This window comes from Neoroseomonas terrae (assembly GCF_018129025.1).
Classification (GTDB): Bacteria; Pseudomonadota; Alphaproteobacteria; order Acetobacterales; family Acetobacteraceae; genus Neoroseomonas; species Neoroseomonas terrae.
Genome location: NZ_JAAEDI010000004.1, coordinates 139,223 through 162,767 on the forward strand (window position 1 = coordinate 139,223; position 23,545 = coordinate 162,767).

Consider the following 23,545-nt stretch of genomic DNA (forward strand, 5'->3'; position numbering starts at 1 on the left):
ATTTGGTTGGTTCGGCGCGTTTTGACGCGAAGGAAACGCCAGAAATTGCCGTCGATGAGCCCCGATATTTAACATGACATCTGAAGTAGAGTCCCTAACAGATTCCAGAGAGTCGCGATTTCGAGACTGGTCCGCCGCGTCGCCCCCCAGCGCCGCGAATGGCGGATTTGGAGGGACTCGGGCGCATGGGATGAACCTCGGCGCCGGCATTCAACCGCTGAAGAGGAGATACCCATGGCAATCCGCAGGCTGGCCGAGGAGCAGCGCCTGTCCGGCGCGGTGGTGGCGGGCGGCATGATCTGGCTGGCCGGCCAGGTCGCCGACGATGCGACGCTCGACACCGAGGGACAGACCGCGGACATCCTCCGTCAGATCGACGCCCTGCTGGCCGACGCGGGGACCGACAAGCGCGCCCTGGTCAGCATCCAGATCGTGCTGGCGGATATCGGCGATGCGCCGGCGATGAACCGGGCCTGGGATGCCTGGCTGGACCCCGCGCAGAAGCCGGCGCGGATGACGATCCAGGCGCCGCTGGTCAATCCCGACTGGAAGGTCGAGATCACCGGCGTCGCGCTCGCGCCGCGGTAGCAGGCGGTGGCGGGGCGGCCGGTCGGCGGCGCCACGGCGCCATGAACGGATGCGTCCGATGCGCACGCCGCCCGCCCCGCTGTCCGTGTCGCGCGCCCCGGCCGCGCCGTCGACGATGGCCGAGGTCCAGGCGCTGATGAACGACCCCGACATCGGCGGCGCGATGGACGGGGACGAGATCCCGCGCCTCGACCTGGGCTGCCCGGTCTCTTTCGCCGGTTCTCGGCCGGGCGCAGCGCAGCGGCCCGGCCCGTCCGCCGCCCATCGCGCCTGTTCGCGGCGGCCCGCTTCCGGCATACGCAACCCCGCCGCCGTCCCGGCGTCATTCCGCCGCAATCGGGCGCAGAATGCGGCCGTCTCCTGGAAGGCTGACCGATGAGCGATGCGACATTCTGGCGCGGCCGGCGCGTGCTGGTGACGGGCGGAGCCGGGTTCCTCGGCTCGAACCTGTGTCACGCGCTGGCGGCCCACGGCGCGCGGGTGACCGCGCTCGATGCCATGATGCCCGACGGGGGCGCTTCCGCCCGCAACCTGGAAGGCGCGGGGGTGTTGCTGGTGCGCGGGGACATCCGCGACACCGAGCTGCATTCGCTCTGCGAGGGCGTGGACGTGCTGTTCAACATGGCCGCCCAGACCAGCCACATGGGCGGCCAGAAGGACCCGGTCGCCGACATCGCCATTAACGCCGTGGCCCAGGTGAGGCTCATCGGCGTGATGCGGGAGGTCGCGCCGAAGGCCGCCGTCATCCATGCCTCCACCCGCCAGTTCTATGGCCGCCCGCGGTCGCTGCCGGTCGATGAACTGCACCCGGTCAACCCGCCCGACGCCAATGGCGTGTCGAAATGGGCAGGCGAGCAGTACTGGCTGCTGGAACAGCGGGTGCACGACCGCCCGGTGGTCTCGCTGCGCCTGACCAACTGCTACGGCCCGCGGCTGCGCATCCGCGACGCGCGGCAGACCTTCCTTGGCATCTGGATCCGCCGCGTGCTGGAAGGGGAGCCCTTCGAGGTGTGGGGCGGCGCGCAGCTTCGTGACCTGACCTACGTCGAGGATGTGACCGACGCCTTCCTGATCGCGGCTGAAAAAGCAGCGGAACCAGCGCTTTCCGGGCAGGTCTTCAACCTTGGCGGAAGCCCACCGACCTCGCTGACCGACTTGGCTGAGCGGCTGATCGCGGCGAATGACGGCAAGGGCGATTACCTCACCAAGGAATTCCCCGCCGACCGCGCGCCGATCGACATCGGCTCCTATGCCGCGGACGACCGCGCCTTCCGAAACGCTTCAGGCTGGGCGCCGCGGGTCGACCTCGATGAGGGGTTGCGCCGCTCCCTCGCGTGGTATCGTCCGCGCCTCGCCGACTACCTGTAAGGCAGACCGCCCCATGAACGCGCCCACCCTCGCCACGATCCCGCAGGCCGACCCCGGCGCCGGCTACCGCGCGCAGAAGGCCGAGATCGACGCCGCCGTCGCGCGCGCGCTGGAATCCGGCTGGTACATCCTCGGCAAGGAAGGCACCGCCTTCGAGACGGAATTCGCCGACTGGCTCGGCCTGAACCGCGCCGTCGGCTGCGCCAACGGGACCGACGCGCTGGCGCTGATCCTGCGCGGCCTCGGCATCGGGCCGGGGATGACGGTCGCCACGGTCTCCCACACCGCGGTCGCGACGGTCGCCGCGGTCGAGATGACCGGCGCGACGCCATTGCTGCTCGACATCGACCCCGACACCTACACCATGGACGCGGATGAGCTGCTCTCCGTCCTCGATGACCCGCCGCCGGGCCTGCCGCCCATCAAGGCGGTGATCCCGGTGCATCTGTACGGCCAGGCCTGCGATCTCCGTCCCATGCTGGAGGCGACCCGGGACGCCGGCATTCCGCTGATCGAGGATTGCGCCCAGGCGCATGGCGCGACGCTGGACGGGCAGAAGCTCGGGACCTTCGGCACAGCAGCGGCGTTCAGCCTGTACCCGACCAAGAATCTCGGCGCGCTCGGCGATGGCGGGGTGCTGGCGACGGATGATGCCGATCTCGCCGACCGCATCGCCGCCATCCGCCAGTATGGGTGGAAGGAGCGCTACATCAGCGCGATGGTCGGCGTGAATTCCCGGCTGGACGAGGTGCAGGCGGCGATCCTGCGCGTGAAGCTGACGGCGCTCGATGCCGGCAATGCGCGCCGGCAGGCCATTGCCGCGGCGTATGACGAGGCGCTGGCCGGCGGGCCGATCGAGGCGCCGATGCGCCGGCCGGGCGCCGGCCACGTCTTCCACCAATACGTCCTGCGCTGCCCGAACCGGGCCGAGGCGCAGGCGCATTTCAAGGCGCTTGGCGTCGGCACCGGCATTCACTACCCGGTGCCGGTCCATCTCCAGGCGGCCTACAAGGATCGCACGCCGCTCGGCCCCGCCGGCTGCGCCGAGACGGCGCGCGCGGCGGAGGAAGTGCTCAGCGTCCCGATGTATCCGGAACTGTCGGATGCGCAGGTGGAGCGGATCTGCGGGGCGCTGCGCGGCCTGGCGGGGTGAAGGGAACGGGCGGATGCCCCGTGGTGGCAGCCGCGCGGTCACTCTTGTGTTGAAATGAGGTCGCGCTTGCCGTGATCATGCCGTCCTCCGTGGCCGCGGGCCACGGGAGGGAACGGCGATGGCGATCGCGATCCGCCCGGCCACCTCTGAGGATCTCGACCCGGCCCAGCGCCTTGTCGAGCGCGGTATCCTCGACCTACGTGCGCGCCATGGGGTCGGCCTCCCGCTGGCGCTCGGCCCGCCCGATTTCCAGCGCCCCTGCCTCGAGGAGGACCCATCGGGGCTTTGGGTAGGCGAGGCCGAGGGCACGGTGCGCGGCTTCGGCTTCAGCTGGATGTGCGAGCGCTTCTGGTTCCTGGCGCAGCTTTTCGTGGAACCGGGCGAACAGGGGAGTGGCCTTGGCCGGACGCTGCTGTCGCGCACGATGGAGCAGGCGCGGCGGCGGGGTGCCGAAAACCTTGCGCTCATCACTTTCGCCTATAACCGCGTCTCGACCGGACTCTACATCCGCCACGGGATGTTTCCGCGCGAGCCGATCTACCTCATGGCCGCGCCAGCCGGCGCAGTAGGGTTGCCCGAGCCGGCCCCCGATCTCGATGCCGTGCCGGCCGAAAGCAGCTGGATGCGTCAGATCGACGAAGCGGTGCTCGGCTTCGGGCGCGACCGGCACCACGCCATGCTGCTGGCCGGCGGCGAGACCGCGCTCGGCTTCGCGCGCGGCGGCCGGATCGTGGGCTATGCCTATGTCTCGACGATAACAGGCCATGTCGGCCCGGCGGCGATCCTGCCCGGCGAGGATGTCGCGGGGGTGCTGCGACGGGCGCTCCGCGTCGCACTCTCTGGCGGCGCGAAGAGCGCATCGATCTTCGTGCCGGGGCGCTGCGGCCCCGGCCTGTCGGCGATGACCGAAGCCGGCCTGCGGATCGAGGAGCCCTTCGTGCTGCTCGCCGCGCGGCCATTCGGCATCTGGGACAACTACGTGCCGGCCGATCCGGGATACATGTGACGGGCCGGCGCGCCGCTCAGCGCGCCTCCAGCGCCTGGATGATCGGTTCCATGCTGTGCGGGTGCGGCGCCTGCGTCGGGCAGGCGATGGTCTGCAGCGGCATGCCGACATGGCTGCCGAACATGCTCACCGGATCCCAGTTCCCGCGGAAATTGGCGATGGGGACGAAAGCGTCGGAGCCGGTCGCGGCCACCGCCTGGTTCAGCGCCGTCACCAGCGCGCCGCCCAGCCCGAGGCTGCCGAGGCTCGCGAGGAAGCTGACGCCCGCCGACCCCGCACCACCCACCGCGGCGCGGATCGGGTTGGAGGAAAGCTGGTTGACCAGCGCGAGCGCGCCCGGCGAGTTCCAGGTGATGCCCGGCAAGCCTAGGATGGCGCCCACCATCTGCACGAAGGCGCCGCCCAGGGAATGGCCGGTCAGCCAAGTGATCTCGGCCTGGCGCGAGACGCCGGCGGTGAACTCCAGCGCGTCGTTCAGCTTCATGGCCAGCGCATTCAGCCCCATGCCGATGCCGCCGAGGTCGGCTGCGACGGCATCCTTCAGGTTCGCCGTGCCGCGGAAGCAGACGCAGGCGATCTTGTTGCCCGACCCCCGCCAGTACACGCGCGCGCAGAAATTGTCGTTCTCGTACAGGTCCTGGACCTGGCTGGTGTGCCAGTCGCGCAGCATGCTGGAATCAGCCGTGCGCGTGTAGATGTCGTTGGCAATGCGGGCCATGTTGAGGATGTCGTACATCGTCGCCTTCGATCCGTAGAATGTCGATGCGGCGGCATACGGCGCTGGTGTTCGTACCGATAGCGATCCAGGTCACAGGCGCGGGATGCGCCTGAAACGCTTCATCGAGCGCAAACGTTCCTGGCACGACGACTCGGCGTGCGGTTCCCCGTCGATTGCATACCGCAGCACGGCGCGAAGCGGTAATTAGCCGCCTCGGCCGGATCGTAGCCTGCCCACGGTACGCGAAGGCCACGCGCGGATCGCATCCGTGGCCGAGGCGTTGCTTAGCGTCGTATCAGGCGGCGCTCCGCCGTCCCCAGCCGGCATTCACCAGAGGCGAGCCGGCGCCGAGCCGCTGTCGCGCTGTCGCGTATTCCGCTGCCAGCCGGTCGACCAGCGCGGCGGCGGGCACGATCTCCTTGAGCCCGCTCACCGACTGGCCGGCGCCCCAGATGTCCTTCCACTTGCGCTTGCGGTCGGTGCCGAAGTTCATCTGCGATCCCTCGATACCCGCGAGGTTCTCGGGGTCCAGGCCCGCGGCGCGCAGCGATGGCTTCAGGTAGTTGCCGTGCACCCCGGTGATGAGGTTGGTGTAGATGATGTCCGCCGCGCCGGCGCCGACGATCATCGCTTTGTAATCCTCGACCGCGCGGGCTTCCTGCGTCGCGATGAAGGCCGTGCCCATATAGGCGAAGTCGGCGCCCATCGCCTCGGCGGCGAGGATTGAGCGGCCATGCGCCATGGCGCCCGACAGCGCGATCGGCCCGTCGAACCAGGCGCGGGTCTCCTGCAGCATCGCGAAGGGGGATTGCGCGCCGGCGTGCCCGCCCGCGCCGGCAGCGACGAGCACCAGCCCATCGGCGCCTTTCTCGATCGCCTTGTGAGCGAAGGTCTGGTTGATCACGTCGTGGATGATGTGGCCGCCATAGGAATGGACGGCGTCGTTCACCTCGGGCCGCGCGCCGAGGCTGCTGATGATCAGCGGCACCTTGTGCTTCACGCACAGCGCGAGGTCCTGCTCCAGCCGATCGTTTGACCGGTGCACGATCAGGTTGATGGCGAAGGGGGCGGCGGGGCGGTCGGGATACGCCGCGTCATGCGCCGCCAGCCGTTCCTTGATCTCGGCGAGCCACTCGTCGAGCTGCTCGACCGGCCGGGCGTTGAGCGACGGCATGGATCCGATCACACCCGAGGTGCATTGCGCCACCACGAGGTCCGGCACCGAGATGATGAACAGCGGCGAGCCGATCAGCGGCAGCCGCAGGCGGCCCTTGAGGGTTTCGAGCAGGGTCATGGCGGTTCCTCGTACGTCGCGCCAAGCCTTGCCGGGTTGGGCGACGCTTGTCGAGGTCCGCCCAACCGATCGGTCAGGCGAGGGCGGCGATGGTGCGCGCCAGCGCGGCGCGGAGCGTGGCGGCGAGCCGCTCCGCCACCGGCGGCGCGCTGTCGGCCTCGCCTGGCCAGTTGGCGCCCCAGAAGAAGGTCGCCCGCACGGGGCCGGCTATCATCTGCCCGGCGACGGCGATGGCCTGCGTCCCGTTCCAGTCGATACTGCCGCCCTTGCCATAGGCCATGATGTCCGCCGGGGCGACGCGCGGCATGGCATCCGCCCAGGAACTGATGCGCTTGAACTCGGCAAGGGAGGAAGGCTGCGCAAAGACCTCCCCGCCAAGAGCCCGGCCGTACCAGGTGCAGAGATCCTGTGCCGTGCTCACCATCGTCTCGTGCGGATTGATCACCGGCAGCATCGGGCCCGTCGCCTGCCCCTCGGCAAGCGCCTGCACCCGCGCCCAGCCGAGGTCGGTGCCTGGCGGCGCTCCGGCAAGGGTCGAGAACATGATGCGCGTGCTGTCGGGTAGCCGGGTGCTGCCGGCCAGGCCCATCTCGGCAATCAGGCGGCGCACCCGGGGCGCGCCGATGCGACGCAGCGCCATGTCGGTCGCGGTGTTGTCGCTGTGGCTGATCATCGCCTCCAGCGCCGTGCGTGCGGAGGCGGTGCCGGTGAGGCCGCCGAGGACCGGGCTGACCAGGGAGCGGACCTCGTCGTTGACGGGCAGCGGCTCGTCGAGCGAGAGCCGTCCCGCCTCGACCTCCTGCAGCCAGGCGCCGAGGATGAAGGTCTTGAGGCAGCTTCCGACGAAGACGGGCGCCGTCTCCCGGTGCGCAGCGCGCAGGCGGCCCTTGGGGCCGGTGGCGTCGATCAGCGCGGCGGTGTCGCCGGGCAGGCCGGCGAAGCGGCGGACCGCCTCATCAAGCGCGGCGTCCGTGGCCGGCTGAGCGACGGCGCCCGCAACCGGCCCGGCGGCGAGCAGCAGGGGAAGGCGGCGGCGTTGCATGGCGGGACCTCGGGGCAGGGCGGGCGGCTACGATGCTCGACCGGCGTCGATGAGGGCAATCGCAATCCCGCGCACCGCACCGAAAGCCGGGTTCGTCGCATGCGATCCTGGCCGGCGACCCCCGCTACGTGCGCCGCGCCGTCGAGCGGCCCGCCCGGACCGCGGACCATTCCCCGGTCGGGCGATCTGCTCTATCCCCAGGCCCGGTCGGTCGCCGTGGGCGGCCAGGGAGGGACCGTCGCGCCGTCATGCTCATACTCGGTCTCTTCTCGGGCTATCACGACGCCTCCGCCTGCCTCAGCGATGACTACCGCCTGGTCGCGGCGGTGGCCCAGGAACGCATGACGCGCCGCAAGGCCGATGGCGGAAGGCTGCCCATCGAGGCGATGGAGGAGTGCCTGCGGATCGCCGGCACCGACCGTCGTGAGATCGGTGCCGTGGTGCTCGGCCGCGGTCCGTTCCCCATGCGCTACTACATGCACCTGCCGTTCGACCGCCGCGTGGAACGCGCCGCTCGCGCGGCAGCGGGGCGGGAGAAGCAGAAGTCGATGGAACGCGAATGCGTCCGCTACCGCCGCCTCGACAGCGAGGCGATGTTCGACGCCGCCCGCTTCCTCGCCGATCTCGGCCTGCCCGCCGGCATCCCGGTGCGGTTCTTCAACCACCACCTGGCCCATGCCCTGCCGACGCTGTTCCACACCGACTGGGAAGACGCGCTGATCTACACGTCGGATGGCGGCGGCGACAATGTGCAGTACTCGCTGCGCGCATTCCGCGAGGGCCGCCTCAGCACCTGGTACGGGGAGGACGACGAACTCGCCCGGCCGATGCGGATCGACAGCCTCGGCCTGGCCTATGGTTATGCCACGGAGGCGCTCGGCTTCCGCATCAACCGGCACGAAGGCAAGCTCACGGGCCTCGCCGCCTTCGGCGAGCCTGCGATCGCCCCGGCGCTCGCCGCCCGCTTCACAGTGACTGATGTGGGGGAGGTGCTCTCCGACTTCGCCGACAACGCGGCGATGCGCGGCTTCGTCCACGACTGGGCGAGGGGCCAGCCACGCGAAGTCGTCGCCGCATCGGTGCAGAAGGTGCTGGAGGATGCGACGATCGCGGCGGTCGGACGGCTGCTCGCCCGTGCCGGCGGGACGCGCCGCGTCGGCCTGTCGGGCGGCGTGTTCGGCAATGTCCGGCTGAACCAGAAGCTCGCGGATCATTTCGGGCTCGCCGAGATGTTCGTCTATCCGGCGATGAGCGACCAGGGGCTGCCATATGGCGGCGTGCTGCAATACCTGCTCGAGCGCGACGGGATGGCGACCTGGCTACGGCAACGCCACCGGCTCGACCACCTCTATCTCGGACGCGACTGGGGGGCGGAGGCCGGCCGCGTCCTCGGCGACACGCCCGGCCTGCGCGGGGCGGAGAGCGACGGCCTGTCGCCCGCCGCGGCGACGGCGCAGCGCCTCGCCGCGGGGGAGGCGGTGGCGATCTTTACCAAGGGCATGGAGTACGGCCCGCGCGCGCTCGGCGCGCGATCGATCCTGGCCGCGCCGTTCGACGTCGGCATCAACCAGTCCCTGAACGACCGCTTGGACCGGTCCGAGTTCATGCCCTTCGCGCCAGTGGTGCGGGAGGAGGACGCGGATGCGATCTTCGACCTCGGCCGCGCCAAGGCCTATGCGGCGCGCTTCATGACCGTGACCTGCGACGTGAAGCCGGATTGGCGCGGCCGCATCGCCGCCTCGGTCCATGTGGACGGCACGGCGCGGCCGCAGGTGATCGGCCGCGACGCCAACCCACTGTACCACGACATCGTCACGGAATTCGCGAAGCTGACCGGCGTGCCGGTGCTGATCAACACGTCGTTCAACGCGCATGAGGAACCGATCATCAACACGCCGCAGGAATGCGCGCGGGCGCTGCTCGATGATCGCGTGGACGGGGTGGTGACGGAGGACGGGGTGTTCGTGCGGGGGTAGGCGCAGCGTGTGAATTGGAGACGGGCGTAACCCCTTGCCAAGCCTCACCCCGTCACGGATGCCCATCCATGTTGGGTCCGCATAGGCCCGAGGCCTTCGCAAACCATGACCTGGTGTTGGGCCCTGCGGTCAGTTGCGAGCGGAAAGCCGTCCGTAGCGCGCGCGCCTGGAAGACTCCTCAGGCGTCGGGCGCAGGAGCTTCCTCCGATCGTCCGGCTGCCTTTCGTGCACCGCGCCGAGTAACGGTTTCCAAAGGCCTCGGGCCTTTGGCGGGGTGGGTCCGGGAGGGGCAGAGCCCCTCCTGGCCTTCGCGTGAAAAGCGTCGCGCGCCGCGTATCAGCCGGGCGTCAGCGCCGCCACCCCGATCCCGGCCTCACCCTGCACCGCGTAGTAGAGAAACACCCGTCCGCCATCCTCCAGGATGCACGGATCGCGGAGCTGGTTGACCGGGTGATTGATCGCCCCGCGCCAGGATCGTTCAAGCGGAAGATCGGCGCCTTCCCACGCCATCTCGGGACGCAGCAGCACCGTCTCGCCCTCGGCGCGCCAGGACATCCAGTCGCCGGTGAGGTCGATGGTGGAGAGCAGGATCGATTCCGGCGTGTCGCCGACCCGCGTCCAGAACACCTCCAGCGCGTCGCCGCGCAGGCGCAGCGCGGTGTGGCGCTGGGTAGCGGGGAACAGGGTCGGGCCGCGTTCGAAGCCTGTCAGCCCGTCCTTGGAGCGGAACATGATCCCCGGCATGGCAAGCGCATAGGTCCAGCCGCCATGGTGGAAGACCCGGAAATAGGATGGGCCGAGCAGGTCAGGCAGCGCCTTGAAGCGGATGCCGTCCTCGGACAGCGCGACGCGGCTGCGCTGCGTCCGGAAATCGGCGAGGCCGTGGAAATACATCACGATCCGCCGGTTCGCCTCATCGACATGCACGTCGGGGGAGGCGATGTGCGGGCAGGTGGCGTCGATCATCGGGTCGGGGATGCCGGTCGTGCCCTCGGGCGCGCGGCCGGGCAGGCGGTCGCCGCTCTCGACCTCGGCCGGGATGGCCGGCGGCGTCATCGGGAACAGGCTGTCCGGCAACGCCAGGCTGCCCGGCGCATGCACTTTCCACGGCCCTTCCGGCGCATCGGCATAGGCGAGGCGGATGTAGTCGCCCTTGTGGTCGGCGAAGTAGCAATAGTAGCGGCCGAGGCGATCCTTCACCCAATCCGGCACGCGGATGACCGACGGGCCCTGGATGTTCGCGCCCATGCGGTCGTCCATGCCCGGGCGGATCGCCGGGTTGCCGGGTAGGCGGCTGACTGAGTAGCGGGTCATTCTTTCACTCCGATCGCAGGCCGAGTTCGGCAACCAGCGCGCCGAATCGCGCATGGTCGCGGCGCATCTGCTCGGCGAGCGCCTCGGGGCCCAGGTCGAACAGGCCTGCCCCGGCCGGCATGCGCGTCGCGAAGGCAGGCACGGCAAGGGCTGCCTTGGTGTCGGCAGCGATGCGCGCGGTGATCTCCCGCGGCAGGCCGGCCGGTCCGAGTACCGCCTGCCAGGCATGGGCGAATTCCACCTGCGGCGCGACCTCGGCGATCGAGGGCGCATCCGGCAGTTCCGGCATGCGTCGGCGCGGCGTCGCGACCACGGCGCGCAGCTCTCCCGTCTGGATCGCCGGCTGCACCACCGAGAAGCTGTCCATCGTCGCCTGCACCCGGCCCGCCAGCAGGTCTGCGAGGCCGGCAGGGCTGGTGCGGTAGGGGACGTGCTGCGCGGGGAAGTCCAGCCCGCGCCGCAGGATCTCGAAGTTCAGGTGCGGCACGGTGCCGTTGCCGGCGGAGTAGTAGAAGAAGGGGTCGTTCGCCGGCCGCGCCCGCGCCGCCGCGACGAAATCGGGCAGCGTCGTGATGCCGAGATCGCTGCGCAACGTCAGTGCACCGGATGAGACGGTGACGCCGGCAACCGGCGTCAGGTCCCGCAACGGGTCGTAGGGTGCGCGCGTCATATGCGGCGTGATGACCAGCGCCGCCATGGCGACCAGACCGAGCGTGTAGCCGTCGGGCGCCGCGCGGGCGATCTGCTGGACACCGATCGCACCGCCCGCGCCCGGCTGGTTGTCGGCGACGACACGCTGGTTCCAGCGCTGCTGGAGATCCTCGGCCAGCACGCGGGCGACATGGTCGGCCAGGTTGCCCGCCCCGTAGGGCACCACCAACCGCACCGGCTTGCTCGGCCATCCCGCCTGGGCGAAGGCGAGGCGCGGCGCGGCGAGCGATGCCGCCCCCACCAGGACGAGGCGGCGCGATGCGCTGGCCATGTGCGTTTCCTCCACCAGTATCGGCGGAAGCTGGCATGGGGATCGCAGGCCGGCAACGCGGCCTCCGGCGTTTGAGACTCGCCAGAGGCTCCTTCGCGGGTGCAGCATGCGTCGATGAATGACGCGACGCCGACCGACCTGCTCGCCGACCTGATGGCCCGCCTGCGCGCGGCGCGGGAGGCCGCGGCGGCCGATCCCTTCGGCGATCCGGTGCTGCTGGTAGCGCTCGATCTCAGCCGCGCCATCGATGAAGGGCGCGTCGGCATCGAGGCGCTGGCGGAACTGGCCGGCCGCATGGCGCGGGAGGCCGCGCAGGCGCGGGCGCAGCGACTGGCCGCCTATGTCGGCATGGGCGACGATGCGGCGGCGCTCGCGGTCGTCGCGGCGCGGCTGGTGCGGCCCGACCCCGAGGACAGCCCGGTTCCCTTCGCGGCCTTCCGCGATGCGGTCGAGCGCACCCGCTTCGCCGCGGTCTTCACCGCGCACCCGACCTTCTCCATGCCGCTCGCGACCGGCACGGCACTGGCGGAGGCCGCCGGCGGCGAGGCGCTGCCGGAGGGCCTGTCGCATCGGCCGGCGCCGGTGACGCTCGAGGAGGAATTCGCCCAGGCCGCGTCGGCGATCGCGCGCGGGCGGGATGCGCTCGATGCCCTGTCCGCCGCGCTGTTCGAGGCGGCGCGCGCCAATTGGGGGGAGCGCGCGCTGCAGCTTCGCCCCCGGCCGGTGATCCTGACGAGCTGGGTCGGCTACGACACCGACGGCCGCACCGATATCGGCTGGCACGACACGATCCGGTTGCGGCTGCGCATGAAGCGGCTGCAACTGGCGCGGCTCGCCGGGCGGTTGGAGCCGCTCGGCGCCTGCGCCGCGCCGATCGTCGCGCGGGCGCGGGAGGCGGAGGCGGCCGTCGCCGCGCAGGAGGCCGCCGCGCCGGCGAAGCCCGATGCCGAAACCACCCGCGCCTTCGCCTTGGCGATGATCGACAGCCGGGAAGCGGCGCTGACGACGCCCGACCCGCTGCTTGCGCTGTTCCCGGCCGCCGTCGATGCGGCGCCGGACGGTGAGGCGCGCCTGGCGCTGGCGGTGCAGCGCGCGGGGCTCGCCGCGCATGGGCTGGCGCTGGCGCACACACATGTCCGGCTGAACGCGGCACAGGTGCACAATGCGCTGCGCCAGCGGCTCGGCATCGCCGCGGCGCCGGAGGATCGCGCCGCGCGGCGCGGGCTGCTCGCCGAGGTCAACGCGGCGCTGGCGGAGGTCGAGGCGGTCCCGCTCGATTTCGGCTCGCTGCTGGCGGAACAGGCTTCCGCGGTCCGGCTGGTGATGACCTGCGCGCAGGTCATCAAGCATGTCGACGGCAGCCAGCCGATCCGCTTCCTGATCGCCGAGACCGAGACGGGCTACACGCTGCTCGCCGCGCTGTGGCTGGCGAAGCGCTTCGGCATCGCCGACCGGGTGGAGATCTCCCCACTGTTCGAGACGGCGGATGCGCTGGAACGGGGCGAGCGGGTGTTGGAGGAAGCGCTGCGGAGCCCGCATTTCCGCGACTACATCCGCCGCCATGGCCGGCTCTGCCTGCAGTTCGGCTACTCCGATTCAGGGCGCTATGTCGGGCAGCTGGCGGCGTCGTACCTGGCGGAACGGCTGAAGATCCGGCTTGCCGAGCAGATGCGTCGCCACGGGCTGGAAGGCGTCGAGCTCGTGCTGTTCGACACCCATGGCGAGAGCATCGGCCGCGGCGGACACCCGGACAGCCTGGCGGATCGCTTCGCCTATCTCTCGCCGCCGGCGGCGCGCGCGGCGCTCGCTACGGCAAAGCTGCCGCTGCGGGAGGAGACGGCCTTCCAGGGCCTCGATGGCTACCTGCTGTTCGGGACCGACCGCCTCGCCCTCGCGACGGTGGCGCGGATCGCGGAGCACGCCTTCGCCGTGCCCGGCGAGACCAACGATCCGATCTATGAGGAAGCGGATTGGGGCACGGATTTCTTCGCCACGATCCGCCGCGAGATGGCGACGCTGGTCGAGGACCCCGGCTATGCCGCGCTGCTCGGTGCCTTCGGCCCGGGGCTGCTGGACAAGACCGGGTCACGCCCGGCGGCCCGGCAATCCGACACCGGTGGGCCGGCCCGCATCACGCATCCGTCGCAGCTGCGCGCCATTCCGAACAACGCGATCCTGCATCAGCTCGGCTTCCTGGCGAACACGCTGCACGGGCTCGGCGCCGCGGCCGTCGCGCATCCCGACAATTTCGCAGACCTCGCCGAGCGGTCGCCGCGCTTCGCGCGCGCGCTGGCGATGGCGCGGCGGGCGGCGGCGTGCTCGGACCTCGGGGTGCTGCGGGCGGCGGTCGACATGCTCGACCCGTCGCCCTGGCTGGACCGGGCCGGGTTCACGAAGCGGCCGGGGCGGCGGGAGGCCCTGACGGCCGTCTCCGCCGCGCTGGAACGGCTCGGCCTGTCGGCCGCCACGCGCCGCATGTACCGGCGCCTGCAGGCGGACCACCAGGCCTTGCGCGCCGCCTGGCCGGACCTGCCGGCGATGCCGGACCGGCTGGTGCTGGTGCATGCGCTGCGGCTGTGCCTCGTGCAGCGGCTATGGCTGCTCGCCGTCTCGCTGCCGGAGTTCAGCCCGCGCCACGGCGCGACGCGGGACAACCTGATTGCCCGCCTGCTGCAACTGGACGTCCCGCCGGTGCTCGACCTGCTCGGCGAGATCTTCCCCGCCGTCCCCGATCCGTCGAGCGGGCTCGATTTCGGCGAACCGGCGGGGCCGCGCGAAGGGGCGTCCTACGCCGCCGAGCATGCCGCGATCTTCGTGCCGATGGGGCGCATCTTTGCGCTGGTGCGGGAATGCTCGGCGGTGATCAGCCATGAGGTCGGCGCCTTCGGCTGAGGCCGGCCGATCAGAACCCGACGCAGGCCTGCCGGTAGACGGTCAGCACCGATTGCTGGCGGAAGCGCGCCTTCCACGCATCCCCGACCGGGCGCAGCCGGTCCCGCGCCGCGGCCGCATCGCTGCCGGGGAGGACCAGCACCAGGACGCGGCTGGGCTCCTGGACGAGGCGTCCATCGGTGCCGCGCCACTGGCCCCGGCCCTCGAGCGCCGTCAGCCCATCGGGGAAGGCCGGCGTGACGGTGTCGGCGAGGAAGCCGCGCCATTCCGCTTCGCTGACCGGGTCGCGGCCGCGGACGTTCTGGCCGAAATAGGCCTCCGCGACGGTGGCTGCCGTGGTGCCGGCGGGGCAGCCCGGCGCGGACGCGACGCAGTCGGCGGTCAGGCCGGCAAGCAGCAGCGCCGCGCCAGCCCTCACGCCGTCGTCGCCAGCCAGGCGACGCCGGCCGAGATCAGCGCGATCGCGCCGATCTTCTGCACCCCCAGCGATTCCCCGAAGGCCGCCCAGCCGATGACGGCGATGACGACGTAGGACGCCGCGGTGCAGGGCAGCGCGACGCTCATCGGGATCTTCCGCAGGGCGATGATGTAGAGCAGCGCCGCCCCGCCGTAGAACACCAGCCCGACCATGGTCGGAATGCGGAACAGCTGGTCGATGAAGCCCGCCTCGGCCGCGACCGAGCCGGAGGCGCCCGACTTCAGCAGCACCTGCCCGAGCAGGGAGGTGCAGATCGCCGCGCCCAGCGCCAGCCAGTACATGGTCATGGGGTCTGGTCCCGGGCCGGGATGATCTCCCGCACCACACCCTGGGGCTTGCCGTTCGCCGACATGAAGGCGCGGCCGACATACTCGCCCATCACGCCGAGCACGAGGAACTGCACCCCGGCGATCAGCAGCGTGACGGTCATCAGGGATGCCCAGCCGGAGGGCGTCTCCCCGAGCATCGCCTCGACGATGGTCCAGAGGGCGGCGACCAGGCCGAGGATGCCCATGCCGACGCCGGCGAAGATGGCGAGCCGCAGTGGCAGGACCGAGAAATTGGTCGCGAGGTTCAGCCAGAGTCGCACCAGGCGCCGCATCGTGTAGTTGGACCGGCCCTCGACGCGCGCGAAGTGCTTGACCTCGATGCTGTCCAGCCGCTGCGTGATCTGCATCAGCAGCCCGTCGATGTAGGGGTAGGGGCCGCGGTACTTCACCACTTCCCGCACCGCGAGCGCCGACATGCAGCGGAAGGAAGAGAGGTACAGCCCCCTCGGCTTGTCCATGAGCTGGTCGGCGACCCAGTTCGCGAAGCGGGAGCCGATGTTGCGCCAGCCCTCATGCTCCTTCACCGCGTAGCGCGTGTAGACCACGTCGAAGCCGCCGAGGCGGGCGTGGTCATACAGCTTCAGCACCTCCTCCGGCGGGTTCTGGAGGTCGTCGTCCATGGTGATGACATAGGCGCCGCGGGCATGGCGCAGCCCGGTCATGACCGCGTTGTGCTCCCCGAAGTTGCGGGCGTGCTCGATGAAGGTCAGCGGCACCGTCGCGGTGCGGGCCAACTCGCGGCAGACATCGCCGGAATTGTCCGGGCTGCCGTCGTTGACCAGCACGATCTCGATGCCGCCCTCGGGCCTCAGCCTGGACAGCTCGGCGACCAGCGTGCCGACGGTCGCGGCACCCCGATAGACCGGCACGACGATGGAAAGCCCGACCGGCTGCATCGCCCCGGCCGAAATGGTGGTCATGAACTCCGTCTCCGACATCAGGGCCGCGTCGCGACCAGAAGGATCGATCCGCCGGCAGGATAGCGCAGGCCGGCGCGCCCCGCCGCCCGCTCGATCGCGGTGGTGGCGTGCAGCGTGGCATCGAGCCAGGGCGGGAAGGGGGCGACGTCGCTCTTCGCCGCCTCGTCCGAGCGCAGGATCTTGCGCTGCAGGACCATCAGCGGCAGCAGCAGTGCGTTCCAGTACCGCGCCTCGACGGCCGCGAAGCCGGCCGCGGCCAGCAGCGCGCGGCCCTGGCGGGCCGTGAAGCGGCGATCATTGTGGACCCGCACGTCATGCGCGGAGCGCAGCCATTGATAGGCCGGCAGGTTCAGCACCAGCGTCCCGCCCGGGACCAGCACGCGGCGGAACTCCGTCAGCGCTGTCGCCGGATCGACAGCCCGGTGGCACAGCACGTCGCAGGAGGTCAGCGCCGCGAAGGCGCCATCGGCAAAGGGCAGGCGGTTGGCATCGCCCGCTGCGGCGACCACGCCGGACTTGGCCGCGGCGCGCGCGGCGGCGGCCGGGTGGTAGTCGAGCCCGGCCAGCGGGCGGCCAAGCGCCGACAGCCGCCGCAGCAGCCCGCCCGTGCCGCAGCCGGCATCGAGCACCGCGCCGTCCGGCCCCGGGCGGCGGCGCAGCGCATCGGTGACGCGGGCATGCAGGGCGCGATACCACCACATGCGCTCCTCGGCCGCGTCCATCAGGTCGTATTCGGCGGGTTCCACAGCTTCTTTTCGTCGCACCGCAGCAAGGCCGCAACATGGCAGGACCTCGTCCGGTGCGCCTCTATTCCAGTTGCATCCGGCAATTTCGATTCATAAAGGATGGGTCGTCCTCCATGACACCGACCCAACGCCATCCCGAGTCCGGCCAGGCCGACCCCTACGCCGCGATCGGTGCGGCTGCCCCGGCACCTGCCTCGGCGCTGCGCGCGCGGGTTTTGCGCGGGGTCGGCTTCGTGCCGGCCTTCGTCTTCCTGGTCGCCATCCTGCTGCCGCCGCTGAACCATGACGTCGCGGCGGTGCTGGATTTCTCGCGGCGCTGGCTCGCGGGGGAACGGCTCTATGTCGACCTCGTCGACGTGAATCCGCCACTGACCTTCATCCTGAACCTGGTGCCGGCGGCGCTGGCGCGATGGACGCCGCTGGCACCCGCCCAGGCGATGCTGCTCTGCCTGCTCGGCTTCGCCGCGCTGGTCTGGCGGATGGCGGACGGGCTGCGGCGGCGGGATGCCGAAGGGCCGGTCGAGGCCGCGGTGACGACCGCCTGCCTGCCGCTGCTGCTGGTCATGGCCGGGTCCGATTTCGGGCAGCGCGACGTGCTGATGGGCATGGCGGCCATCCCGTACTGCCTGCTTGCCGCGCGGCGAATTGAGGGGCCGCCGGCGCCCGGCCGGCTGGCAATGGCGACCGTCGCGGTGGCGGCGCTCGCCTTCGCGCTCAAGCCCTATTTCCTCGTCGTGCCGCTGGCGGTCGAGGCGCTGGTGCTGCTGCGCCGCGGCCCGGCCCGCGCGCTTCGGGACCCGGTGCCCTGGCTGATGGCGGGCATCTGGCTGGCCTACCTGCTTGCCGTGCTGGCGTGGTTCCCGGCCTATGGGCGGCAGGTGCTGCCCTTCGCCTGGGCGGTCTATGGCGACATCCACGGGCCCGGGCCGTGGGGCGTGCTGGTCACGGACATGCTGGGCGCGGCGGCCTTCCTGCTGCTGCTTGCCCTGCCGCTGGCGCTGCGGCGCGACGCCGGGGCCTTCGTGCAGGCGATGGCCGTCGCCGCCTGCGGTGCCTTCGCGAGCGCATGGATGCAGCACAAGGGCTGGCCCTACCACGTGATGCCGGTGACCATCCTCGGCTGCGGCGCCGCCGCCGTCGCCGCGGCGCGCTGGGCTGATGGCGCCCTGCCGGAGGTCCGCGCCCGCGCCGCCGCGCCGGCGCTTGCCGCCGTCGCCGCCTTCGCCGTGCTGCTCTACGCCGTTCGCGGCGGGGAGGCGCCCTGGCGGGAAGCCGCCTACCAGCAGGAACCCGGCGGGCAGATCGCCGCCTGGCTGCGGCAGAATGCGCATGGCGCCGACGTGCTGGCGCTGAGCCCCGACATCTATCCGCTGCAGCCCGCCCTGACCTATGCCGAGGCGCGGCAGCGCCTGCATGCGATGAGCACCTGGCCGCTCCAGGGCGCCTATCGCCACTGCCCGGCGGGCGACGAGCCCTATCGTCCGCCCGAGGAAATGGGCCGCGCCGAGGCGCTCTTCTTCCGCCGCACCGCCGACGACTTCGCCGCGCAGCCGCCGCGCGTGCTGGTGGTGACGCGCGATGCCCGCATCCCGGCCTGCGGCGGCCGCTTCGACCTGCTGGAGTATTTCCTCGGCGATCCCGCCTTCGCCCATGCCTTCCGGCACTTCCACCTGGCCGCCGAGATCGACGGCCACCGCTTCTACCTCCGGCAGTACTGATGACGCGGCACGATGGCTGATTCTGCACCTGCGCGCCGCGGCGGGCTCAGCATCCCGACGGGGGCCGAGACGGTTCGCGGCATCCTGCTGATCCTGCTCGCCTACGTCGTGATCACCGGGGCCGATGCCTCGGTGAAATGGGTGCTGCCGGAGGTCGGTGTCGCCGTCTCGATGCTGGCGCGCGGCGTGGTGGGGTCGATTGCCGTCTTCATCTTCGTGCGCGGGCGGGGGCTGCGGCCGCACAACGTGAAGCTGCTGACGGCGCGCGGGCTGCTGCACTGCACGGTCTCGGCGGTGTGGTATTGGGCGTGGGTGCGCGGCATGGCGCTGGTCGATTCCTATGCCATCTCCGCCGCCGCGCCGCTGCTGATGACGATCCTCGCCATCCCGATCCTGGGCGAGAAGGTCGGCTGGCGGCGCTGGACCTCGACGCTGGTCGGCTTCCTCGGCGTGCTGTTCATGCTGCAGCCCGATGGCGACCTGTGGCGCTTCGAGACGCCCTTCCTGATGGTCGCGGTCTGCATCATGGCGCTGACGCGGATCTGGACGCGGGTGCTGACGGCGACCGACGAGCCGGCGGGCATCGCCTTCTGGCTGATGGTCGCGCATATCCCGGCCGGGCTGCTGCTGCTGCCCGCCTTCCCGGCGCCGGCCACGATGCCGGGGCCGGGCGTCCTGGTCGCGCTGCTGTTCTTCGGCGTGGCCAACGCCATCGCCCATATCCTGTTCGCACGGGCCTTCGCCCTGGCGCCCGTCTCGGTCCTCGCGCCCTACGAATACTCGCCGCTGCTGCTGGGTGGCGTGCTCGGCTTCCTGATCTGGGCGGAGGTGCCGGCCTGGACCACGCTCGCCGGCGCCGCCGTCGTCATCGTCGCCGGGCTGTACAACCTGCATCGGGAGCGGGTGCGCCGGACCGCCGAGAAACGCGACGGCGGCCGCTGATGCCGCTGCGCCACGACATCCGCCGCGGTGCCCTGATGATGCTGGCGGCGACCGCGCTGTTCACGGTGATGTCCGCGATCATCAAGGGCGTCTCCTCCGAGATTCATTTCATCGAGATCATGTTCTTCCGGTCCGCCTTCGCCCTGCCGGTGATGATCGCGATGGCCGCGCGCGGGCGGAACTGGGCGGCGTTGCGGACGAAGCGGCCGGGCGGCCATGTGTTGCGCGCCTTCACCGGCACCATGGCGCAGGGCTGTTCCTTCTTCGCGCTGACCGTGCTGCCGCTCGCCGAGCAGACCGCTCTGACCTACACGACGCCGCTGTTCGTCACGATCCTGTCGATCCCGTTCCTCGGCGAGAAGGTCGGCATCCATCGCTGGTCGGCCGTGCTGTTCGGCTTCGGCGGGATCATGGTGATCGCGCTGGGGGATGGCGCCTTCCAGGCCGGCGCCATGCCGACCGGCATCGTCGCCGTCGGCATGGCGGTGGCGGTGATCCAGGGCGCCTGGTCGGCCATCACGACGCTGCTGGTGCGCAGCCTGTCCGCGACCGAATCCTCGACGACGATCGTGCTGTGGCAGTCCCTGCTGATGACGCTGTTCACCCTGGTCGCGCTGCCCTTCATCTGGACCACGCCGAGCCTGTGGGAGTTCATCCTGCTGGTGCTGGTCGGGCTGATCGGCGGCGTGGCGCAGGTGCTGCTGACGGAAGCCTATGCGTCGGCGCAGGTTTCCGCGCTCGGGCCGTATTCCTACACCTCGATCCTGTGGTCGGTGGCGATCGGCTGGGTTGTGTTCTCCGACGTGCCGTCCTGGAGTACGGTCGCCGGCGCGGCGGTGATCGTCGCGTCGGGGCTGTACATCCTGCACCGGGAGCTGAAGCGCGCGGCGATGCGGAGGAACCAGTGAGTTGGGTACGCCTCGAGCGCCGGCGCACGCATCAGCTTGCTTGGCTACGCGCCCCGCGCCGTTCCACGGCACGCGGCCGGATGGTCTGGGCGCGGTCGAGCTGTGCGCTTTCGGACCGGGGCCTTGCCCCAGGCCGACGATGAGCTGAAAGGGCCGACGGTATGAGCATTCCCTTCATCCGGGAGGATACCCTGCCGCCCGGAGAGGTGCAGGAGGTTGCGCCGGGCGTGCGGCGCGTGCTCTGCGGCAATCCCGGGCCCTTCACCTATCGCGGCACCAATACCTGGATCATCGGCGGCGGCGGCTCGGTCGCGGTGCTCGATCCGGGCCCGGTGGATGAGGCGCAGCTATCGGCCATCCTGCGCGCGACGGAGGGTGAGCGGATCAGCCACATCCTCGTCTCCCACACCCATCGCGACCATTCCCCGGGCGTCGCCGCGCTACAGGCGGCGACCGGTGCGCGGTCCTACGGCTTCGGCCCCCACATGACGCCGCCGGATCAGGGCGGAGAAGGCGGCGACCACGGCTTCCGGCCGGATGTGACGCTGCCCGACGGCGGCACGGTCGAGGGCGATGGCTGGCGGCTGACGGCGCTGCACACGCCGGGGCACTGCGCCAACCATCTTTGCTTCGCGCTCGAAGGCACCGGCATCCTGTTCAGTGCCGACCATGTCATGTCGTGGTCCACCACCGTCGTCAGCCCGCCGGACGGCGACATGGCGGCCTATATGCGGTCCCTCGCGCGGCTGGCCGCACGCGACGACCGGCTGTACCTGCCCGGCCACGGCCCGCCGCTGCCTGAGCCCGCGCCCTTCGTCGCGGCGCTCGCCGCCCATCGGCGCGAACGGGAGGAGATGGTCCTGTCAGCGCTGCGCGTTGCCGGCCGCGCCACGGCGCAGGAACTGGTGCCGCCGGTCTATGGCCCAGCGCTCGACGCACGGCTGCTGCCGGCGGCGGCACGCAGCCTGCTCGCGCATCTGATCAAGCTGCAGGCGGAAGGCGCGGCGGCTCGCGACGGCGAGGCCTGGGCACCGCGGTAGTATTGGAGGGGCTTTGCCCCTCCAAGCCACCCCAGCAAAGGCCGAAGGGCCTTTGCAAACCTCAACCTGGTGCGGTGCGCGGCTGCCCGAATGGGTGCCGAAACGCGCCGGTGCGCGCTGGGCGGGTGCAGGCCGGCTGCCGTGCCCGGCGCCAGACGATTGCGGTCCAGGATGCCCAGCATCCTGGTGGGGTGAGGTTTGGAGAGGGGCGACGCCCCTCTCCAACGCACACCGTCACTGCCGCGCGCGCGGCTTGCGGGGCGGACCCTTCACCGGCTGCATCGGCACGATGTGGATATGCTCATCCTCGCTGCCCGACCGCCGCACCGCCGATGCGAAGCGCGTGGCGGCGTAGGGTGCGACCTCGAACTGCGTCTCGCGCGCCAGGATGCGGATGCGCCCGATCTCCTGCCGCGTGACATGGCCGCGACGGCACAGGAAGGGCAGCAGCCATTTCGGGTCGGCGCGGCCGTCGCGGCCGACATCCATGCGGAACCACACGCCCTCCTGGCCACCTGCCGGTGCCGCCTCGCGGCGCGGCGCAGCGTCGCGCGCCGGCGCGCGGTCGGTGATCTCGGTCAGTTCCTCCGGTGCAGGCAGCGGCGCGCGCAGCACGCGCAGCAGCGCCGCGACCGCGGCTTCCGGCGCCGGGGCGGCCTCGGCCAGCAACTGCCGGGCGAGGGCGAGGTCGTCCTCGCTGCCCTCCTCCGTCATCAGGCTGCGCGCCTGTTCGCCGAGGCGCTGGTCGTCGCGGCCGCGCACCAGCTCGACCGATGGCGCTGGCGCCCATCCGGCTTTCACGCGCGCCGCGGCGATCAGCCGTTCGCCCAGCCGCCGGCGGGTATGCGGCACCAGCAGCACGGACACGCCCTTGCGCCCCGCGCGCCCAGTGCGGCCTGAACGGTGCAGCAGCGTTTCCGGGTCCCGCGGCAGCTCGGCATGGATGACGAGGCCGAGATCCGGCAGGTCGATTCCGCGCGCCGCCACATCGGTCGCGACGCAGACGCGCGCCCTGCCGTCGCGCAGGTTCTGCAGCGCGCGGTTGCGTTCCGCCTGGGACAATTCACCCGACAGCGCGACGGTGGAGAAGCCGCGCTCCGCCAGATTGCCGTGCAGCCGGGCTACGGTGGCTCGCGTCGCGCAGAACACCATGGCGATGCGCGCATCCTCGAGCCGCAGCACGTTCACGACCGCGCGCTCGATCTCATGCGGCGCGACGAGGGCGGCGCGATACTCGATGTCGCCATGCGGCTCGGCCTGGCTGGTCGCCTCGATGCGCAGGGCGTCGCGCTGGTAGCCCTTCGCCAGCGCCGCGATGCCACGCGGCACGGTCGCGGAGAACAGCAGCGTGCGGCGTTCGGCCGGCGTCTCCTCGAGGATCGCCTCCAGCTCCTCCTTGAAGCCGAGGTCGAGCATCTCGTCCGCTTCGTCGAGCACGACGGCGCGCAGTGACGCCGGCGCCAGGTTGCCGCGTTCGAGGTGGTCGCGCAGCCGGCCCGGTGTGCCGACGACGATGTGCGCACCCTGGGCGAGCTGGCGGCGTTCCGCGACCGGGTCCATGCCGCCGACGCAGGAGACGATGCGCCCGCCAGCCGGCGCGTAGAGCCAGGTGAGTTCCGCCTTCACCTGCAGCGCCAGCTCGCGCGTGGGTGCAACGACGAGCGCGAGAGGCGCGCCCGCGGGCGGGAGCCGCGGCGCGTCGCCGATCAGTTCGGGCGCGAGGGCCAGGCCATAGGCGACGGTCTTGCCCGACCCCGTCTGCGCGGAAACGAGCAGGTCGCGCCCTGCCGCATCGGGGGTCAGGACGGCGGACTGCACGGCGGTGGGTTCGGCATAGCCACGGGCGGCAAGCGCATCGCGCAGCGGTGCGGGAAGGTCGGCGAAGGACATAGGGGGGTACTTCCGATAGACGGCGCGGTTGGTGGGCCGGGTGGCCGGTGCAGTCAAGTTGCGACGGGTTGGGATGCCCGGCGGCTTTGGTGATTGCGCTGTTGCTGACGGAGGGGCCTTGCCCCTCCGGACCACCCCAGCAAAGGCCGAAAGGCCTTTGCAAACCTCCGTTTGGCGCCGCGCAACACGGGCGGGAAGGGTGCCGAGGGGCGCTCTTGCGCGCGAAACGTATTTGGAGGGG

At 71.2% G+C, this 23,545-nt stretch carries 21 protein-coding genes; 11 read left to right on the forward strand and 10 right to left on the reverse strand.

Annotation, left to right across the window (positions count from 1 at the left end; genetic code table 11):
• The first annotated feature begins 234 nt into the window (after positions 1 to 234).
• From GXW78_RS04565 to GXW78_RS04585, 5 genes are all read left to right on the forward strand, one after another.
• The gene (locus tag GXW78_RS04565; protein ID WP_211866433.1) at positions 235 to 588 is read left to right on the forward strand and encodes a RidA family protein; all 354 of its coding nucleotides are present in this window, start codon (positions 235 to 237) and stop codon (positions 586 to 588) included.
• Positions 589 to 646: 58 nt separating this feature from the next.
• The gene (locus GXW78_RS04570; RefSeq protein WP_211866435.1) at positions 647 to 967 is read left to right on the forward strand and encodes a hypothetical protein; all 321 of its coding nucleotides are present in this window, start codon (positions 647 to 649) and stop codon (positions 965 to 967) included.
• Entirely contained in the window at positions 964 to 1,956 is a 993-nt protein-coding gene (locus tag GXW78_RS04575) for an NAD-dependent epimerase/dehydratase family protein (protein WP_211866437.1), read from the forward strand. The genes GXW78_RS04570 and GXW78_RS04575 overlap by 4 nt, the downstream gene beginning before the upstream one ends.
• A 13-nt stretch (positions 1,957 to 1,969) precedes the next feature.
• The gene (locus GXW78_RS04580; RefSeq protein WP_211866439.1) at positions 1,970 to 3,109 is read left to right on the forward strand and encodes a DegT/DnrJ/EryC1/StrS family aminotransferase; all 1,140 of its coding nucleotides are present in this window, start codon (positions 1,970 to 1,972) and stop codon (positions 3,107 to 3,109) included.
• Positions 3,110 to 3,227: 118 nt separating this feature from the next.
• Positions 3,228 to 4,115, forward strand: a complete 888-nt coding sequence (locus GXW78_RS04585) for a GNAT family N-acetyltransferase (RefSeq protein ID WP_211866440.1) — start codon at positions 3,228 to 3,230, stop codon at positions 4,113 to 4,115.
• A gap of 16 nt (positions 4,116 to 4,131) precedes the next feature.
• On the opposite strand, the gene GXW78_RS04590 is transcribed toward GXW78_RS04585, so the two are convergent.
• From GXW78_RS04590 to GXW78_RS04600, 3 genes are all read right to left on the reverse strand, one after another.
• A complete protein-coding gene (locus GXW78_RS04590; RefSeq protein ID WP_211866441.1) occupies positions 4,132 to 4,833 on the reverse strand; it encodes a hypothetical protein in 702 nt (233 codons plus the stop codon).
• 295 nt (positions 4,834 to 5,128) lie between these two features.
• On the reverse strand, positions 5,129 to 6,127 hold the full coding sequence (locus GXW78_RS04595; protein WP_211866442.1) for an NAD(P)H-dependent flavin oxidoreductase: 999 nt from the start codon (positions 6,125 to 6,127) through the stop codon (positions 5,129 to 5,131).
• Between the two features lie 73 nt (positions 6,128 to 6,200).
• Positions 6,201 to 7,169: a serine hydrolase gene (locus GXW78_RS04600; RefSeq protein WP_211866443.1), complete on the reverse strand. Its 969-nt coding sequence runs from the start codon at positions 7,167 to 7,169 to the stop codon at positions 6,201 to 6,203.
• A gap of 248 nt (positions 7,170 to 7,417) precedes the next feature.
• Here GXW78_RS04600 and GXW78_RS04605 point away from each other — a divergent pair, with 248 nt between their 5' ends.
• Positions 7,418 to 9,145: a carbamoyltransferase C-terminal domain-containing protein gene (locus GXW78_RS04605; RefSeq protein WP_211866444.1), complete on the forward strand. Its 1,728-nt coding sequence runs from the start codon at positions 7,418 to 7,420 to the stop codon at positions 9,143 to 9,145.
• Positions 9,146 to 9,481: 336 nt separating this feature from the next.
• Here GXW78_RS04605 and GXW78_RS04610 read toward each other — a convergent pair whose 3' ends face one another.
• Complete coding sequence (locus GXW78_RS04610) at positions 9,482 to 10,459, reverse strand: glycoside hydrolase family protein (RefSeq protein ID WP_211866445.1); 978 nt, start codon at positions 10,457 to 10,459, stop codon at positions 9,482 to 9,484.
• 4 nt (positions 10,460 to 10,463) lie between these two features.
• Complete coding sequence (locus GXW78_RS04615) at positions 10,464 to 11,441, reverse strand: Bug family tripartite tricarboxylate transporter substrate binding protein (protein WP_211866447.1); 978 nt, start codon at positions 11,439 to 11,441, stop codon at positions 10,464 to 10,466.
• A gap of 114 nt (positions 11,442 to 11,555) precedes the next feature.
• On the opposite strand from GXW78_RS04615, the gene GXW78_RS04620 reads away from it, so the two are divergent.
• Positions 11,556 to 14,333 (forward strand): phosphoenolpyruvate carboxylase, encoded by a 2,778-nt coding sequence (locus GXW78_RS04620; protein WP_211866449.1) that lies wholly within the window; start codon positions 11,556 to 11,558, stop codon positions 14,331 to 14,333.
• Between the two features lie 10 nt (positions 14,334 to 14,343).
• Here GXW78_RS04620 and GXW78_RS04625 read toward each other — a convergent pair whose 3' ends face one another.
• From GXW78_RS04625 to GXW78_RS04640, 4 genes are read right to left on the reverse strand one after another with little or no spacing between them, the layout of a single operon-like run.
• Positions 14,344 to 14,751 (reverse strand): DUF3574 domain-containing protein, encoded by a 408-nt coding sequence (locus GXW78_RS04625; protein ID WP_211866451.1) that lies wholly within the window; start codon positions 14,749 to 14,751, stop codon positions 14,344 to 14,346.
• Entirely contained in the window at positions 14,748 to 15,098 is a 351-nt protein-coding gene (locus GXW78_RS04630; RefSeq protein ID WP_211866453.1) for a DMT family transporter, read from the reverse strand. The genes GXW78_RS04625 and GXW78_RS04630 overlap by 4 nt, the downstream gene beginning before the upstream one ends.
• Complete coding sequence (locus GXW78_RS04635; protein WP_246521869.1) at positions 15,095 to 16,060, reverse strand: glycosyltransferase family 2 protein; 966 nt, start codon at positions 16,058 to 16,060, stop codon at positions 15,095 to 15,097. Before GXW78_RS04635 ends, GXW78_RS04630 begins: the two co-directional genes overlap by 4 nt.
• A 17-nt stretch (positions 16,061 to 16,077) precedes the next feature.
• Positions 16,078 to 16,806, reverse strand: coding sequence for a class I SAM-dependent methyltransferase (locus GXW78_RS04640; protein ID WP_211866457.1), 729 nt, complete (start codon positions 16,804 to 16,806; stop codon positions 16,078 to 16,080).
• Positions 16,807 to 16,919: 113 nt separating this feature from the next.
• On the opposite strand from GXW78_RS04640, the gene GXW78_RS04645 reads away from it, so the two are divergent.
• The 4 genes from GXW78_RS04645 (at position 16,920) to GXW78_RS04660 (ending at position 21,414) form a co-directional block, all read left to right on the forward strand.
• Positions 16,920 to 18,524: a hypothetical protein gene (locus GXW78_RS04645; RefSeq protein ID WP_211866459.1), complete on the forward strand. Its 1,605-nt coding sequence runs from the start codon at positions 16,920 to 16,922 to the stop codon at positions 18,522 to 18,524.
• Between the two features lie 12 nt (positions 18,525 to 18,536).
• A complete protein-coding gene (locus GXW78_RS04650) occupies positions 18,537 to 19,466 on the forward strand; it encodes a DMT family transporter (RefSeq protein WP_211866461.1) in 930 nt (309 codons plus the stop codon).
• Positions 19,466 to 20,374, forward strand: coding sequence for a DMT family transporter (locus GXW78_RS04655; RefSeq protein ID WP_211866463.1), 909 nt, complete (start codon positions 19,466 to 19,468; stop codon positions 20,372 to 20,374). The genes GXW78_RS04650 and GXW78_RS04655 overlap by 1 nt, the downstream gene beginning before the upstream one ends.
• 161 nt (positions 20,375 to 20,535) lie before the next feature.
• Complete coding sequence (locus GXW78_RS04660) at positions 20,536 to 21,414, forward strand: MBL fold metallo-hydrolase (protein ID WP_211866465.1); 879 nt, start codon at positions 20,536 to 20,538, stop codon at positions 21,412 to 21,414.
• 234 nt (positions 21,415 to 21,648) lie between these two features.
• On the opposite strand, the gene GXW78_RS04665 is transcribed toward GXW78_RS04660, so the two are convergent.
• Positions 21,649 to 23,361, reverse strand: a complete 1,713-nt coding sequence (locus GXW78_RS04665; protein WP_408904166.1) for a DEAD/DEAH box helicase — start codon at positions 23,359 to 23,361, stop codon at positions 21,649 to 21,651.
• Between the last annotated feature and the right edge of the window lie 184 nt (positions 23,362 to 23,545).

What these genes read in the sequence shown, in the direction of transcription:
- GXW78_RS04565 (WP_211866433.1), top strand. Translation starts at nt 235, where the DNA reads ATGGCAATCCGCAGGCTGGCCGAGGAGCAGCGCCTGTCCGGCGCGGTG.
- GXW78_RS04570 (WP_211866435.1), top strand. Translation starts at nt 647, where the DNA reads ATGCGCACGCCGCCCGCCCCGCTGTCCGTGTCGCGCGCCCCGGCCGCG.
- GXW78_RS04575 (WP_211866437.1), top strand. Translation starts at nt 964, where the DNA reads ATGAGCGATGCGACATTCTGGCGCGGCCGGCGCGTGCTGGTGACGGGC.
- GXW78_RS04580 (WP_211866439.1), top strand. Translation starts at nt 1,970, where the DNA reads ATGAACGCGCCCACCCTCGCCACGATCCCGCAGGCCGACCCCGGCGCC.
- GXW78_RS04585 (WP_211866440.1), top strand. Translation starts at nt 3,228, where the DNA reads ATGGCGATCGCGATCCGCCCGGCCACCTCTGAGGATCTCGACCCGGCC.
- GXW78_RS04590 (WP_211866441.1), bottom strand. Translation starts at nt 4,833, where the DNA reads ATGGCCCGCATTGCCAACGACATCTACACGCGCACGGCTGATTCCAGC.
- GXW78_RS04595 (WP_211866442.1), bottom strand. Translation starts at nt 6,127, where the DNA reads ATGACCCTGCTCGAAACCCTCAAGGGCCGCCTGCGGCTGCCGCTGATC.
- GXW78_RS04600 (WP_211866443.1), bottom strand. Translation starts at nt 7,169, where the DNA reads ATGCAACGCCGCCGCCTTCCCCTGCTGCTCGCCGCCGGGCCGGTTGCG.
- GXW78_RS04605 (WP_211866444.1), top strand. Translation starts at nt 7,418, where the DNA reads ATGCTCATACTCGGTCTCTTCTCGGGCTATCACGACGCCTCCGCCTGC.
- GXW78_RS04610 (WP_211866445.1), bottom strand. Translation starts at nt 10,459, where the DNA reads ATGACCCGCTACTCAGTCAGCCGCCTACCCGGCAACCCGGCGATCCGC.
- GXW78_RS04615 (WP_211866447.1), bottom strand. Translation starts at nt 11,441, where the DNA reads ATGGCCAGCGCATCGCGCCGCCTCGTCCTGGTGGGGGCGGCATCGCTC.
- GXW78_RS04620 (WP_211866449.1), top strand. Translation starts at nt 11,556, where the DNA reads ATGAATGACGCGACGCCGACCGACCTGCTCGCCGACCTGATGGCCCGC.
- GXW78_RS04630 (WP_211866453.1), bottom strand. Translation starts at nt 15,098, where the DNA reads ATGACCATGTACTGGCTGGCGCTGGGCGCGGCGATCTGCACCTCCCTG.
- GXW78_RS04635 (WP_246521869.1), bottom strand. Translation starts at nt 16,060, where the DNA reads ATGACCACCATTTCGGCCGGGGCGATGCAGCCGGTCGGGCTTTCCATC.
- GXW78_RS04645 (WP_211866459.1), top strand. Translation starts at nt 16,920, where the DNA reads ATGACACCGACCCAACGCCATCCCGAGTCCGGCCAGGCCGACCCCTAC.
- GXW78_RS04650 (WP_211866461.1), top strand. Translation starts at nt 18,537, where the DNA reads ATGGCTGATTCTGCACCTGCGCGCCGCGGCGGGCTCAGCATCCCGACG.
- GXW78_RS04655 (WP_211866463.1), top strand. Translation starts at nt 19,466, where the DNA reads ATGCCGCTGCGCCACGACATCCGCCGCGGTGCCCTGATGATGCTGGCG.
- GXW78_RS04660 (WP_211866465.1), top strand. Translation starts at nt 20,536, where the DNA reads ATGAGCATTCCCTTCATCCGGGAGGATACCCTGCCGCCCGGAGAGGTG.